Annotated in this window: 10 protein-coding genes; 1 reads left to right on the top strand and 9 read right to left on the bottom strand. The window is 45.6% G+C overall.

Annotated features, from left to right (window positions below; genetic code table 11):
* Window positions 1–42: 42 nt before the first annotated feature.
* Genes RB622_RS16835 through RB622_RS16815 form a run of 5 tightly spaced genes read right to left on the bottom strand, consistent with a single transcriptional unit; the run spans window position 43 to window position 5,867 of the window.
* Entirely contained in the window at window positions 43–669 is a 627-nt protein-coding gene (locus tag RB622_RS16835; RefSeq protein WP_308047745.1) for a histidine phosphatase family protein, read from the bottom strand.
* Window positions 644–2,101, bottom strand: coding sequence for an FGGY-family carbohydrate kinase (locus RB622_RS16830; protein WP_308047744.1), 1,458 nt, complete (start codon window positions 2,099–2,101; stop codon window positions 644–646). The genes RB622_RS16835 and RB622_RS16830 overlap by 26 nt, the downstream gene beginning before the upstream one ends.
* Window positions 2,098–3,549 carry an FGGY family carbohydrate kinase gene (locus RB622_RS16825; protein ID WP_308047743.1) on the bottom strand — a complete coding sequence of 484 codons (1,452 nt, stop codon included), beginning with the start codon at window positions 3,547–3,549 and terminating at the stop codon, window positions 2,098–2,100. The genes RB622_RS16830 and RB622_RS16825 overlap by 4 nt, the downstream gene beginning before the upstream one ends.
* Window positions 3,550–3,559: 10 nt before the next feature.
* Window positions 3,560–4,564: a 2-hydroxyacid dehydrogenase gene (locus RB622_RS16820; RefSeq protein ID WP_308047742.1), complete on the bottom strand. Its 1,005-nt coding sequence runs from the start codon at window positions 4,562–4,564 to the stop codon at window positions 3,560–3,562.
* Window positions 4,565–4,601: 37 nt separating this feature from the next.
* Entirely contained in the window at window positions 4,602–5,867 is a 1,266-nt protein-coding gene (locus RB622_RS16815; RefSeq protein WP_308047741.1) for an MFS transporter, read from the bottom strand.
* A 476-nt stretch (window positions 5,868–6,343) separates the two neighbouring features.
* Here RB622_RS16815 and RB622_RS16810 point away from each other — a divergent pair, with 476 nt between their 5' ends.
* Window positions 6,344–7,114, top strand: a complete 771-nt coding sequence (locus RB622_RS16810) for a DeoR/GlpR family DNA-binding transcription regulator (protein WP_308047740.1) — start codon at window positions 6,344–6,346, stop codon at window positions 7,112–7,114.
* A 422-nt stretch (window positions 7,115–7,536) separates the two neighbouring features.
* Here the strand turns inward: RB622_RS16810 and RB622_RS16805 are convergent, their stop codons facing one another.
* The 4 genes from RB622_RS16805 to RB622_RS16790 form a co-directional block, all read right to left on the bottom strand.
* Window positions 7,537–8,295 carry a LytTR family DNA-binding domain-containing protein gene (locus RB622_RS16805; protein ID WP_308047739.1) on the bottom strand — a complete coding sequence of 253 codons (759 nt, stop codon included), beginning with the start codon at window positions 8,293–8,295 and terminating at the stop codon, window positions 7,537–7,539.
* Window positions 8,292–9,920 (bottom strand): histidine kinase, encoded by a 1,629-nt coding sequence (locus RB622_RS16800; protein ID WP_308047738.1) that lies wholly within the window; start codon window positions 9,918–9,920, stop codon window positions 8,292–8,294. Before RB622_RS16800 ends, RB622_RS16805 begins: the two co-directional genes overlap by 4 nt.
* Before the next feature lie 251 nt (window positions 9,921–10,171).
* Window positions 10,172–11,680 carry a RagB/SusD family nutrient uptake outer membrane protein gene (locus RB622_RS16795; RefSeq protein WP_308047737.1) on the bottom strand — a complete coding sequence of 503 codons (1,509 nt, stop codon included), beginning with the start codon at window positions 11,678–11,680 and terminating at the stop codon, window positions 10,172–10,174.
* 6 nt (window positions 11,681–11,686) lie between these two features.
* The gene (locus tag RB622_RS16790) at window positions 11,687–14,743 is read right to left on the bottom strand and encodes a SusC/RagA family TonB-linked outer membrane protein (protein ID WP_308047736.1); all 3,057 of its coding nucleotides are present in this window, start codon (window positions 14,741–14,743) and stop codon (window positions 11,687–11,689) included.
* Window positions 14,744–14,814 lie beyond the last annotated feature (71 nt).

Raw genomic sequence — 14,814 nt, 5'->3', positions numbered from 1 at the left:
TTGATTTGATAAAAGGAACTTGTGGGTGTGGAAATATTTCAATTACCGGCAGTTCAGTTTTAGCAGACTGAAATCTTCCTCCGTCCCGAGTTCAAACAGGGTTAACGAGGCGTTTTCCTGAACCAGTCGGCGGTAATTTTTTAAAGGCATACCGAGTTTGTAGGCCATATAAAAACGATTTACGGCGTTATGCGCAACAACCAGTATGGTTTCATTCGCATGTTTTTTTGACATATCCTGAAAAAAGTCATCCACGCGACTAACGACTTCCATGGCCGTTTCGCCACAGTTTCCGGCACGTGTTTCGTCAGGATTTTCTGACCATTCTTTCCATAATCCGGGATTTTCGGAAATGAACTGGCTTCTCGTTTTTCCTTCCCAGTCACCGAAGGCGGCTTCTGTTAAACGCTTATCCACCTGTATGGCAGCATAATTTCCCGAGGCAATGGTAGCCGTATTATGGGCGCGTTGCAGAGGGGACGTGTACACGGCATCAAATTTTATATTTTTTAACAGATCTGCGGCCTGATAAGCCTGCTGAATTCCTTTTTCGGTCAAACCGACGTCGGTCGCGCCGCAATAACGATTCCCGTCGGCATTCCAGAAAGTTTCTCCATGGCGGAGCAAATAAACCTGAAGCATTTTATTTTGACTGGTTAATTTTTTCAAAAATATATTCTTTTTCGATCAGCGTTGAGACGAATTGCTGATAACGTGATTCGTACGCGTTAACCAATGTTTCGGATGGGAAAACCGCCTTCTCAATATGCGTCATAGCGCTGGCGGCCTCCGTGAGCGATTTGAAATGTGTGTGGGAAGCGGCCAGAATTGCAGCGCCCACGGCGCCCGTTACCGTGGCACATTTGTATACCGGTTTATTTAAAACATTGCTTCGGATCTTCAACCAGACATCGCTGTTACTTCCGCCGCCAGCCGTATACACGGCGTTCACTTTTTCATGTGCCAGCTTTTCAATTAACGCGTATGCGTACCGTTCGATGTAAGCCACGCCCTCCATATTGGCAGTGAAAAGTTCTTCACGCGAAATGTTTTCGGGTGCGAAACCATGTGCCTGTGGGGCAATAAATGGAAACCGTTCGCCTTTTTGCAGCAAAGGATAGGCCATGTGATTTGTTGGGATTAGCCTGGAAGCTTTCTGGTTAAGTGCCTCCAGATCGCTTGAAAAACCCGCCGTAATCCAGTCTGCGCCAATATTTCCTGCGCCTCCGGGCATCCAGTAACCCTCGGGGTGCCTATGGCTGTATAGCCTGCCTTCCGGGTCTTTGAGTTCTTTTGTAGTCACGCCTTTGACTACAAGGGTTGTACCAATGGTGGTATTCCAATTGCCCGGATTCACTGCGCCTGACGCGACCTGCGACGCGCAGCCGTCGGTCATGCCAGCGACTACAAACAAAGCCGGTAGTTTAAACTTTTCCTGCAACGCAGGCAGCAGAGCGCCAACAACACTTCCTGAGGGCACAACCTTTTGAAACCATTGTTTTTTTAACGACAATTGTGTCCACAGATAATCGGGCCAGTGGCCGTTATTTACGTCAAATCCTGATTTTAGCGCATTTGTGTAATCTGTTGTGCCAAAATCTCCAGATAACTTTCCTGTGATGTAGTCGGCCGCGTGTATCCAGGTTTTAATTCGATGGGTCGTCTCCGGGAAGTTATTGGCAAACCATACCATTTTTGACAGACCGCTGGATGCGTTGAAACCGGTATAACCTGTCGGGTGAAACTTTTTGGCTACTTCTCGGCAGTGTTTTCCTTCAAGAGCCGGACGCGTATCGCTGTACATCAACGCATGATGGAGTGGTTGGTTATTTTCGTCAATCGGAATAACCGTTCCGGAAGTAGAAGTGACGGAAATGGCCAGAATCGTATTTAGATCAACATCTTTTTGAACGAAATCGACGATTTTACGGAGGCACTCAAGGCAGGACTCCCACCAAAGTTCAGGTGATTGTTCTTCTCTGGAAGATTCTGTCAGGGGAAATGATTTTTCACTGCTCCCCGCAATTTCTCCATCCTGATCCACAAGCACGACCCGGACGCCCTGTGTGCCGACATCTATACCAAAAAAATACTTTTTCATGGGCATAAAGTGGATTTAAAAGCCAAGCGGGTCTTTTTCCAATCATCGTACCAAAGGCCTTCCTGTTCCGTTGGCTGCGGGGAAACAACTTCCAAAGTAGGAGGGATTTCAGTAGCTATCCCAAGTGCCTGATTGCAGACAAATACCCCGCCGACCACGGAAGCTTGCCGGTAATTGTCGCGGATCATCACTTTTTTACCGGTCAGGTTGGCGATAAATTGCCGTAAAACACGGCTTTGGACACCGCCACCGCAAACCCAGATATAGTCCAGGCTATGCCCGCTAACCTGACACAAACTTTTGTAATTTTCAAAAATACTGCAGGTGATATCCCAAAGTGTTGCAAAAACGAAATCGCCGCGGGTCAGCTGGTGGGAGACGGGTGTGTTAAATACAAACCCGCCACGGATCAGCGGCGTTTTTTCATCGGCCAGCAAAGATCCCAAAGCAGCCACAGTTTGCGCATTGGAAATGTTTTCGACCTCTTTTTCGATGATTTCATAACCTTCGTTGGGGTAGAAAATATCTTTTAAACGCTGATAATTCAGTCCCGTAACACCGGCGTTGGCTTCCAGAAGAAAACTGGATGGGTCGGTATGCCTGCTGGTCCAGGTTCTTTCCTGTTCGTCTGTAATATAACGATCAGTAATTTTAATGATCGGCGTCGTTGTACCGGACACGACAACAACATCATCTACCGATGGGTGAATGCTCAGAATAGCCAGTTGGGTATCTGAACCGCCGACCACAATTTGCGCCTTGCCAGATATACTCAGGTCACGGGCGATATCCGGCAGAATATCGCCAAGGATTGTTCCGGAGGCGTGTAGCGGGGGAAGGATATTAGGATTTAAACCATAAATAGTACAAAGCCTTTCTGACCATTTCCCTTCGGCGACATCATAAAGCAGGGTTTCGGATGCCTGCGAATGTTCATAACCTTTTATGCCGCTGAGCTTAAATTGCGCCCAGTCGCTGATGCTTAGAAATGTCTCAAAATTCTGCCATAGCTCGGGTTGTCTTTTTTCTAATCCCACCAGTTTTAAAGCGGAGAAAAGAGAGGTCGGATACCGGCCTGTGCGTTGGTAAATTTCCTGTTTATCTTCTGCAATATTTTCCCATTCCCGGCCGCGGTGATCAATATTGGGCATGCCGATCATGGCATTGCCGGATTTGTCAATAGCCACAATCCCTTCCCGCTGGCTGGTGGCTGTAATTGCCAGAATTTTCACATCCCCGGCTTTTGATAATGCGACTTTGGCAAGACTGACAAGCTGTTCCCAGAGTGCATCCGGATCGAAGTATATGGATTCGGGGTAGGCGTAATCCTTTTCGTAATGCATATGGTCGCTTTCTACGCTGAGTATATTGCCACTGTTTTCAGCGACCGCCACACGAACATTTCCAGTTCCAATATCGATAATTAAATAGGCCTGTTTCGGTATCATTCCTTGTTATTTAAGAAGCTTTTACGGATAATACTTCCTTGTTTACCAGTTGCCGTATCGACTGGTTACCTTCCACATAAAAATTGTGCAGACAATTGTTCATGATGTTTGCATGATGGTCCTCTACTTCGAAAGTAGCACCCGCGATGTGCGGGGTTGCGAGCACGTTTTCATGATGAATCAGTTTGTAATCCAGTTCATCCGGCGGTTCGTGGTCAAAAACGTCCAGAATTGCACCCCTTATCAGGTTATTTTCAATCGCAAACCATAAGTCTTCGCGCTTCACGACAACCGCGCGGGCGGTATTGACAAAAATGGAATCAGGTTTCATCAGGGAAATCAGGTCTTTGCCGATCATGCCTATCGTGTCCGCGTTGACTGGCAAATGCACGGAAACCACATCACAGGTTTTGAACAATTCTTCAAGACTTACCTTTTTGTAAACCGGATCGTGCGAAGTGTAAAACGGGTCATAATACTGGATTTTGGTGGGAAAATGCCTGATCAGATTCGCGATTGTTTGTCCTACCGCACCAAAACCAACCATTCCGATTGTTTTTCCGGCAATTTCGTTGCCCTTGAACTGAAGGTAAGAGGTATGTGCGCCGGCTTCCCAATTTTCTCCTTCCAGCCAGTTTATTCCGGCCAGGGTGTTCCGCATTAAGTTAACCAGATTGGCGATAAACATTTCCGCAACAGCCTGCGCATTTCGGGCGGGGGTGTGGAAGACCGGAATGCCTTTTTTTGTTGCTATCGATACGGCAACATTGGATGGTGTCCCCCGGCAAACACCGATGAAACGAAGTTCGGGAAATGCATGGATGACGGCTTCTGTAACCTCGTCGTGTTCGGTGATCAGTGCTTCGGCTTTTGTTTCTGACAAAAGGCCGATCAGTTCTCTTTCGTTATAGGCCCTTCCCTGTAATTTCCAGGGTTTGTATATGATCTCTCCGAATTGTTGTTTCAAAATTTCCTGCGCTTTCTCATAATAAGGCGCTGTAATCAGTATTCTCATTTGATGTTTTGTTAATTAATGATGATTTTTAGTCGTATCAGGAATGCTGCTCGTTTGTGAGGATGAGGGAATCGGTTTTCTTTTGCTCGTTGGGCAGTGTTATGAACCGCGTCAGTATGGCGCTGATAAAGTATAGAATAGCCAGGATCCAGACGACGCCTTCACTGCCGATCGAGCCGATGCATAAGCCAACAATCGCGGGGCCGATGAAAACAGGCAGTCCCGCGCCCAGATTTAAGATCGCCATGGCGGCGCCTTTTTCCTCCCTGACCAGGGAAGGTACCAGCGCAGAGAGCGGCACATAACCGGCCAGTAAACCTCCCCAAAGCACGCCTGAAGATAATACCATCCAGAAGTTCGCATCAAACCAGATTGGTGAATAGTAGAACAGCAATGTGCCGATGCCGCAGCCAACACCGCCAAACCACATAATGGTATTTCGCCAGCCCAGGCGGTCGCCGACAAAGCCGAACATCAGATTGAAAATAATATTACTCGTAAAAATAGTCCCCCAGATCTGCAGCCACTCCTTGGTTGTAAAACCGTGAGAGGCCAGGTACATCGGTAAAAAAACCGGGAATGCAAACTGTGCTGTGGTGTTGATGATCCGTACGATTCCACCGATCAGAACTTTTGGTTCTTCGCGGATAATCATCAGTCCTTTAAGCAGTTCCCCGGCTTTTGTGCCGGTCGTTTCAGAGGCTGGGCGAAATTGGTCTTTATTTAATACCAGGGCTAAAAATGCCCCGATCGAAACCCATAGTATAGAACTCCACAGTGTATTTTGATAGCCAAGGCGGTCGATGGCCCAGCTGGAATAATAGGCACCGAGCACGTTAAGGCCTCCCGTGAAAACGAACCAAAACCAGCCAACTGCGCGGCCAAGTTTCTGCTCGGGAGTCCGGTAGGTAATCCAGACAAGAAAGGAATAGGCAAATAACGGGTACCCAAAGCCACGAATGGCATAAGTCAGCAACATGACGGGGAAATCCAGTTTTTCCATGCCATAGCCAACGAAGCCAATCGTGCCGATGATGTATAGTGAAATCCCCATCAGCATGGCTTTTCTAGGCCCGAAACCTTCGGCAAGAACGCCCGAAAACCAGGACGAAATGGCGATGGTAATGCCGTAGACGGTAAAAAGTGAGGCGGATTGCTGAATGCTCATACCGTGTTCGAGCAGGTAGGGGCTGAGCCAGCCCTGTTCCACACCGTCGCCCATCATAAAGATCAATATGCCCAGGTAGCCCCAGGCAAGATTCCTGGGCATGCCGATCTGTTCAAGTTTAGTCATTGGTGTCATGTAATTAAGAGTTTAGGAATTCGGGGGATCAGTGAAAAGAATATCTCAGGTAGAACTGATGAAGGTGGTGATAGCCTAGGCTGGTTGTTCGTTGCCCGGTGTTTTGCATTTTGTTTACATTTGGGTGTTTTACTTTCGGTTTTTGCTTAGGTAAATAAATTAAAGCCTGAAAGGGTGATTATTTAGAATAAAACAGATAATATTTATTAACAAAACAATTGAATGATTGTGTAAACAAAGTAAAATAAAATTAATTAAACAAAATTAAAGTTTATTAAACTATTTGAAATAGCGAAAAATTAAAATTGACAATATGATAATACAAAGAGAAAGTTGTTAATGATTTAATAATGCTGATATTGAGTTGTATTATTTAGATAAAATAATGTATTTTAAATTATTTGTCTTTCATTAATAATGTCGTAAACTTTTGATTTTCGCAAAGTCTTCTTATAATTGCTTTCAAAGTGTATCAAATGAAAAATATTACAGAAAGACATCAATTCATTTTACAGGAACTGAAGAAGGCGGGCAGCGTAAATATTCAGGAGCTATCGGATCTGATGCAGGTTTCGGGCGTTACGATCCGAAAAGACCTTAAACTGCTGGAAGATAAAAATTTGCTTTTCCGTACACACGGGGGCGGTTCGATCAGTAATCCTTATGCCGTTGAAAGGCCGATTAACGAGAAGGAATTTATTAATGCGGAACAGAAGCAAAGTATAGCGAAGGCTGCCTTGAAGCTTATCCGTCAAAATGATTCGATCATGATCGGTTCAGGGACGACCGTTTTTGAACTTGCACGTTGTTTGCAGCCTGCTAAACAGATTACGGTGATTACACCGGCGGTAAAGGTCACGCTCGAATTAAGTAACAGGCCGAATGTGGAAGTTTTACAGTTGGGAGGATTGATCCGGCAAAATTCTTCGTCCGTAGCCGGATCTTATGCCGAGTATATTCTTGACCATATATCGTGTGGTATTCTTTTTATAGGTGTCGACGGCATTGACTTTGATTTTGGTTTGTCGATCAGTAACCTGACCGAGGCTGGATTGAATCAGAAAATGATCGCCACGGCACAAAGTGTCGCCGTTATGGCGGATCATACCAAGTTTGGAAAAAGAGGAATCGGTAAAATTTGTGATCTGGATCAGATACAGTACATTATTACCGATTCGGGCGTGTCTGTGGATACGGTCAAATCTCTGGAAGACCGGGGTATTAAAGTGATTGTCGCAGACAAATAACTTGGAGGCCGTTTCTTGTACATATTTAAAATCCTGACAGTATACCGGTGGTAACCTTAACCAGTCATACTTATTGAATAATTTAATTGGTCCTATCAATACCACGAAACGTTCCTACGGAACGAAAACCACATCAATCTATCTGAGCTTCTACCAACGAAATGTCCCGATGGGACAAGGATATTGGGTATTTCGGCGTTTTGGTCCAATAGGAACATTTCGTTGGTAGCAAGGGTATTGAAATTGCGAAATATCGTTCCTTTGGAACGGCTGGTGTTGGGGTGGCTTTCCCACTTTAAAATTTAGCCTTTTTAATTTCTATAAAATTATCTTCAGGTGGCGTTACCCAAAATATTCCATTACATAAATTTGTGCGAAACAGAAAGCCAAATCAGGCCGAGGGAAAGGGGGCAGTTAAGGAATCAGGATTTCGTTTCGTTATGAAGTGCTTTTTTAACGGTCTCTTTTTTGCCTCTGGATATAGGCACCTGAGTACCATCGATCAACAACAAGAAGTCGCCGTATTCTTTCTTCCAGCTTTTGACAAAAGCTTTGTTCACCAAGTGGGACTGATGGCAGCGTAAAAAGCCATAGCCACTTAGTAATTCGTCGTATTCATAAATCGGTTTACTGACCAGCAAGCGCTCGCCATCGTTTAGAAAGAATGTTGTGTAGTTATTGGAAGATTCGCAACGAATAATTTCACTGGTTTTGACAAATCTGGTTTCCTCTGTCGTTGAAAGGGCAATACGCTGTTCTTCTTTTTGGGACTGTGCTTTGAGCCATTGCATCAGGTAGTCTACTTGCTGATTCTGAACCTTTAATCGACGCTGTTTACTGGCCCTGGTTACGGCGGCCTGTAACTCGTTGATATTTATTGGTTTGAGTAGGTAGTCGATGGCGGAAAACCGCATGGCCTGGATAGCGTACTGATCATAAGCCGTGACAAAGATGACTTCGAAGTCGTGCCCCGCCAAACTGCGCAGCATCGCGAAACCATCTTCGCCGGGCATCTGGATGTCCAGAAACAGCAAATCGGGCTGATGGGTAAACAGGGCCGCTTTTCCCTGTTCGGCATTCAGGGCCAGCGCGCATGTTTCTATCTGGGGGCAATACGTTTCGAGCAATACCTGTAAATTATTGAGATTGTGAGGCTCGTCGTCAATCAAAATTGCTTTCATAAAAACCAATGGGTAAAGCTTAGTGTTACTTCTGTACCGGACGTCGACCGGTCGTTGAATACTAACGATATAGGCTGTTCGTTGTTCAGTTCATTTAAAAGATGAATGCGATCACGGGTCAGTTTTAAGCCAAACCCGCTGCTGGTTTCTTGGGTAACTATTCCCTTACCATTGTCAGAGATCCGTAAAATAAGGGCATTATTCGTCTTTTCGAATTGTATAAAAATTCGGCCCGCTTGCTGTAAAGCAGCCACGCCGTGTTTGACGGCATTTTCCAGTAATGGCTGCCATAACAGAGAGGGCATGCTGGTGGCGGATACATCAATCTGCTCATCGACCTGAATGGTGTATTGAAATCCGAACCGGAGTTGTTCCAGCTTCAGGTAGGTTTTCATTGTTTGCAATTCTTGCTGAAAAGACGTTTCTTCTTTGTTGCTTCCGGTTAACGACTCCCGCATCAACCGGGCAAAATCGGATAAGTACTCGTTGGCCCCTTTCAGATCCTGACGGTTGATTAATCCCTGAATCGAACTGAGGGCATTGAAGATAAAATGGGGATTGAGCTGCGCGTACAGTGCTTTAAGTTCAAGTTGCAGTTTTTGTCTGTTGGCTGCTTCCTGACGGGTTTTGCGTCGTTGCCGGATCAGTAAATAGACGAACAGGATGAGCCCGATAACCACAACCCCCATGCCCAAAATTACGAGTTTAAACCAAAACGATTGATGCCATGCTGGTTCTACTTCGAAGGCGTATTCGGTTACATGCTTGGGCTGTACAGCGTATCGGATACGTATGCGATACTGGCCTGGTGAAAAATCTTTGAGCCAGATAAAGTTGTTGTCATATTCGTTGTTCCGCCAGTTTCTAATCACCTGGTCATTATGAATCAGTTGGTATTGGACCTGATTTTTCGCATAAATGTCTGCACTCAGCATAAAGACCAGATTGTTGTTCGCGGCGGGTAATCTAATATTGTCTAGGGAATATTGGGCGGTGTCGGCGGAGGTAGATTTTGCCCAGGGATGTTGCAATTTTTGCAAAAAGATATCTAAATCGGCTGACGTATAAATGCTCGACACGGAGGGACGAATCGATTCCCAGGCCACCAGGCTCGTTGCGATGATCGACAGATGATCCTTTTTTCTAACATCCATAATCAGCATGCTCCCCAAGCCGGTTTTGTAGCCTCCCAGATAAGCCATTTGGGGTAATCCGGCACTTCTGATAACACTGGATTCTGTAAACCGGGTAATGGATTTCCAGGGGACAAGCACCTTCTGACTTGGATATTCCATTACGCGAAACAGGTATAGACTTGCATTGTTTTTATTTACACCGTGCAGAAAAAACTGTGCGTTGGCAGTATCAAAGGTAGTCCGGGTCTGCATGTCAGAGGGACGTGAGGCGGTAAAGGAAGTGTCTCTGGTGAACGCATCAAAATGGACGCTTTTGCTTCGGACGCTCCAAAATGAATTGTTGGTTTTGGGGATGGCGAGGATCAAGCCAACGTTTTCGGGCTTGTCCATCGTTCCTGCCGGAAAACTCTGGGAATAATCTCCCCAGTTGATCTGAGCATAGAGGAAAGTAGGTATGTGCATCAGGAAAAACAGAAGTAGGCGTTTCATGTTCATAGGATTACGTTTGAGTCTCAAAGGTCTGCGGTTTTATTTTGCAGTCAGGTTCCAGATGTGAATACTGTTCTGATTACTGTGAATTTGGGGGCAGACTGCATGGAATCCTGCAAAGTCAATTTACCTGGTATTAACCAAGTAAATGTAAGATTGAAACTGGCTGGTAACAACACGGGACAGGTGAATAAAAAAAAGGTGATAGGAAAATGCTCCCGTCACCTTTTTAATAACGCAACGCTCAGTTACTATGGGTTCTGAGTGAGTTTTGAATTGCGGTCGATTTCTGCCTGCGGTATAAAGAAAATAACGCGCGGATCGGTTGGTAGTACTTTCTGGGACAAATTGGTTGTTGGCGTATTGTTCAATGAATGTGTACCCGGGTAATTCCTCTCCATGGGAAGATTATTACGGAACAAATCATAGGAGCGGTGTCCTTCAAAAGCCAGTTCGAGCCAGCGCTCTTCCATGACCACATCCAGTGCCGTTTTGCTGCCCAGGTTGGCGTTTGTATAAAGTTTGTCACCCGATAATCCTGCACGTTGGCGAAGTAAATTCACATCTTCCAGCGCAGCAGCGGTTTTACCGAGTTTTGCATTGGCTTCTGCACGGATCAGGTACATTTCGGCAAGACGCAGATATACCGGAGAGCTTAGGTTGATTACGCCTTCCTGCATCGAGTATTTATTAACGTAATACATCGGAGTGGATGGATTCAACTTTGTATTGTGCTGTACCACGCCGCCAACGACGTAAGGCGTTATGAAATTGTTTCTGAGGTCATTGGCGTTTTTACCTACAAAATCAAAATATTTCTGAGAGGCATAAATTTCTGCCCAGCCACTTACACCTTGTCCTTGCGCAGTACCGGAGGCATCGCTGCTGAAATACATGGATCCAATCGCCGAGAAAGCTCTATCCTGAACTTTGGTATGGCGGATGGCGAAAATAGTTTCGGGATTACTAGCCGGAGCCGTTTTGAAATAGCCCGAATATTCTGCGCCTTGTACTAGCTTGTAACGCCCGGATTTGATCACCAAATCGGCATACTTAATCGCATTTTCGTTGTCGCCTTTGTAAAGATACACACGAGACAACAATGCCTGCGCCACCTCTTTGGATGCAAAGGAATTGGACTTGTTTTCAGACATTAACTCATGTGCCTGTGTTAAATCGCTGATCACCAGGTCGTATACTTCCTTTACTGAACTGCGGGTGATGGCATTGATCTGATCCTCTGAAAATCCGTCTCTAAGTAAAGGTACACCAGGGGAATCGCCGTTGCCCTGCGTATACGGCCGTCCGAATACACGAACCAGATTGAAGTGCATCATAGCACGCAAGTACAGGTTCTCACCTTTTAACTGGCGCATCGCTGCCGACGACTCGTTTGGCACGTAGGCAATGATTTTGTTTGCCGCAGCAATTACCTTATAGGCCTGTCCCCAGAAGTTGGTGCAATGGCCGGAGGTATTGATGTGGGTGTAGCGATACGCCCGCGTCAGGTCATCACCAGAAGATTGTCCCTGTGCCACTTCATCACTCGGATATTCCATGAGGAAGTGAACGCTACGTACATAGGCCGCATTTAACAAAACGGCATAAGTTCCAATGGTGGCCGTACCCACATCTTCGGCATTGTTAAGCGCCACTTCCTCGTTGATGGATGTAGTGGGATCATAGTATTTTTCACACGATAGAGAACCGAGTGTTAATACGCCCATTAATAATAATTTATGAACTGAATATTTTCTCATGACGAATTAGAATGAAAAGTTGATCCCGAAAAGATATTTTTTACTAATTGGATATCTTATGCTGGATAATCCTGATGATAGGTCAATTTGTGACAAGGAAGCTTCCGGATCTGGGCCAGAAAACTTAGTTCCAGTCCATAGATTGTCACCACTCACGAATACAGCGATTTTGGAGAATCCGGTTTTACCCAGCATGTTGTCAGGCAAAGAATAGCTAAGACGAACGTTTCTCAGGCGGATATAGCTCGCATTTTCAAGATAACGCGTGGAAGACTGATTGGAATCTTTGTTTCCACCTACGATGGCTTTTGGGTGCGTAGCAATGTCACCGGGTTTTTCCCAGCGCGTCCATCCTTTTGCGGGAACCATCTGGTTATAACTTTCATAAAGACCGTCGTTATCGAAGTACACACGGCTTTCGTTGTACACATAGTTTCCAACGACAAAGTTAAAGAAAGCAGATAGCGTGATACCTTTATAAGTCAGGGTATTGGAAAGACCGCCTGTAAACTTTGGAGCGGCAGTTTTTCCTGTGAACTGGCGGGAAGTGGCTGTTTGCGCCTGGCTGTAAGTACTGGTCAGTTCTTTGGTGATGTTTCCATCAGCAGCTGTAATAACTCTTTCCCATTGCGGTTGACCATTGTCCGGATTCACACCTGCCCAAATTGGCATGTTGAATTCGTCCATGTTGTGGCCTACAGCAATAGGCTGGCGTGCTCCTGAGTTGAATACGGTAGCTCCGCCACTCAGTTCAAGAACCTTGTTGCGGTTAAAGCCCATGTTCAGATTGGTTTCCCATTCGAAATCCTTGGTTTTGAAGTTGGTAGAAGTCAGGCTGAATTCAATTCCCTTGTTACGAATAGAACCTGCATTTTGCCATACGTAGCTATATCCGGTGGTAGCAGCAAGGGGTTTTCTATACAAAAGCTCACTGGCTTCTTTCACGTAGGCATCCACAACGAGGTCAATACGGTTGAAAAAACTCAGATCAAAACCGATGTTGGATGACTTAATTTTCTCCCAGGTTAGGTTCGGATTTCCTTTTTGAGAAGGGAAGGCGCCTGGTAGTCCGGAATAGGAAGCATCCGAAGAAATAGAATACAAGCCCAATGAAGCAAAATTTGAAATGCCATCGGCATTACCCACGGTACCATGGCTGGCACGTAGTTTTGCAAAAGTGATCGTGTTATTATTCTTCAGGAAGTTTTCATTGCTTAAAATCCAGGAAGCACCTAGCTGGAAAAAGTTACCAGAAGAGTTATTCTTACCAAACAACGATGAAAATTCATTGACAAAAGACCCAACCAGGAAATATTTGTTATCATAGTTATAATCTGCCTGACCCAGGAATTTACGGAACCCAACTTGTTCGTTTGCTCCGGTTGGGTTCAAGCGCACATCGGTAGCAACAGACATCACATCATGACCGGCCGGAAGTCCTTTTCCGTCAGCGGTAGTAAAGCTTGAACGGGAAGTTTCAGCTTCGGCTACACCCAAAAGGGTTAGTCCATGTCTGCCAAAATCCTCGGTGTATCGAATACGGTTAGAGGTCAGCAGACGGTTAGAGTAGGTCGTACCGTTGTTGAGTTCACCGCCATTGGCGCCGCCTTGCTTGGTGCGTCTGTCGTTATACCACGCGCTTTGACCATTGCCAAAGTTTACCCGGTTGTATGATGACAGGGTAATTTTGTCCGTCAGATCGTAGTCGAGATTTACGTCTGTGTTTATGGTAAGGCTCTGTGCCTTTGAGTAATTGTACTGAACCGAGTGTAGAAAGTTTTCCCGGTCGCGTCCCAGCCATCCTTTATAGCTTCTTGCGTCAATCGGGCTTCCATCGGCGTTGTAAGCGGGGTCAAAAGGTAAGTTGTTGTAGGCGTCGTATAAAGTATTGCTATTGGCATAGTTGTCTTTATTGAACGTTCCATTAAATAAAACCTTTGCGGTCAGTTTTTTGGTGAGCCGAGATTGCAGGTTGGTACGGAAGTTGTAACCGGTTTTATCGTTCTCAATCTGCGTTCCCTGCTCTTTGTAGTAGTTCCCGGAGATATAGAAAGTGGTTTTTTCATTTCCCCCGGATGCAGAGACGTTATGGCTGTTCACAAAACCCGTTCTGAAAGCCTCGTTCCACCAGTCCGTATCCGTGCTTAGCACAGAAGGGTTTCGAGGATAGAAATCCTTCTGAAAATCAAACAACTGCTGAGAGTTCATGAGTTTGAATTTTCCGGTCGTAGCCTGCGAAAAACCAATGGTGTTGTTAAAGCTGATCTCCGTTTTACCGGCTTTCCCCATTTTTGTGTTCACGATGATTACCCCGTTCGCCGCGCGCGATCCGTACAAACCCGTTGCAGCAACGTCTTTCAACACGGTTATACTTTCTACATCGACCGGGTTATAGTTCCCGCCAATGTTTCCGTCCACGACGATCAAAGGAGATGTTCCGGCGGAAATGGTGCCGGCTCCGCGGATCAATATTTTTCCGGCACTTGTGGGGTCACCGGATGAAGTGGAAACCACCACGCCCGGGGCTTTGCCCTGAAGTAAGTTAGGAAGTTCATTGGAGGTTACGTCTCTTAATTTGGCACTGCTGATGGTGGCAACGGAGCTGGATAGATATTTTACTTTTTTAGCAGAATATCCGACGATAACCACTTGCTCCAGTTGATTGACTGTCGCAGTTAATGCCATGTCAAATCTTGTTTTTCCGGCTACTTTAGCTTCCACGGGAGCGTACCCGATATAGCTAAAAACAAGGGTGGCATTCGTTACCAGGTTTTCGGGAATATTTAGGGAAAATTCGCCATTCATGTCCGTGGAGGTACCGATGCCATTACTGTTCTTCATGGTAACGGTTACTCCGACAAGGGCTTCCCCTTTTTCATCTTTCACACTACCGGTTACGGTCTGGTCCATACGGACCACATTAACTTTGGCCTTGTTCGCCAGTGGGTTGGCGATGGCCTGAGGGGTGTTAAACAACGATATCCCTGCGATCAAGGCTAGCGGATAGCACCAGGATCGGTTAACAAGATACCTTACTTTTAGATTGGATTTAGGTTTTTTCATTGGGTATTAGGATAGTTTAAGTGCGCAAAATAGCCTGTTTGAGCAATTATTTATGCTATTTTCAATTAAAT

Origin of the sequence: Dyadobacter sp. LHD-138, from assembly GCF_030929615.1 — a bacterium.
Taxonomy (GTDB): domain Bacteria; phylum Bacteroidota; class Bacteroidia; order Cytophagales; family Spirosomataceae; genus Dyadobacter.
The sequence above is the reverse complement of the archived record's forward strand: the minus strand, read 5'-3'. Positions and strand labels throughout refer to the sequence as shown.

What these genes read in the sequence shown, in the direction of transcription:
- RB622_RS16790 (WP_308047736.1), bottom strand. Translation starts at nt 14,743, where the DNA reads ATGAAAAAACCTAAATCCAATCTAAAAGTAAGGTATCTTGTTAACCGA.
- RB622_RS16810 (WP_308047740.1), top strand. Translation starts at nt 6,344, where the DNA reads ATGAAAAATATTACAGAAAGACATCAATTCATTTTACAGGAACTGAAG.
- RB622_RS16805 (WP_308047739.1), bottom strand. Translation starts at nt 8,295, where the DNA reads ATGAAAGCAATTTTGATTGACGACGAGCCTCACAATCTCAATAATTTA.
- RB622_RS16815 (WP_308047741.1), bottom strand. Translation starts at nt 5,867, where the DNA reads ATGACACCAATGACTAAACTTGAACAGATCGGCATGCCCAGGAATCTT.
- RB622_RS16830 (WP_308047744.1), bottom strand. Translation starts at nt 2,101, where the DNA reads ATGAAAAAGTATTTTTTTGGTATAGATGTCGGCACACAGGGCGTCCGG.
- RB622_RS16795 (WP_308047737.1), bottom strand. Translation starts at nt 11,680, where the DNA reads ATGAGAAAATATTCAGTTCATAAATTATTATTAATGGGCGTATTAACA.
- RB622_RS16820 (WP_308047742.1), bottom strand. Translation starts at nt 4,564, where the DNA reads ATGAGAATACTGATTACAGCGCCTTATTATGAGAAAGCGCAGGAAATT.
- RB622_RS16825 (WP_308047743.1), bottom strand. Translation starts at nt 3,549, where the DNA reads ATGATACCGAAACAGGCCTATTTAATTATCGATATTGGAACTGGAAAT.
- RB622_RS16800 (WP_308047738.1), bottom strand. Translation starts at nt 9,920, where the DNA reads ATGAAACGCCTACTTCTGTTTTTCCTGATGCACATACCTACTTTCCTC.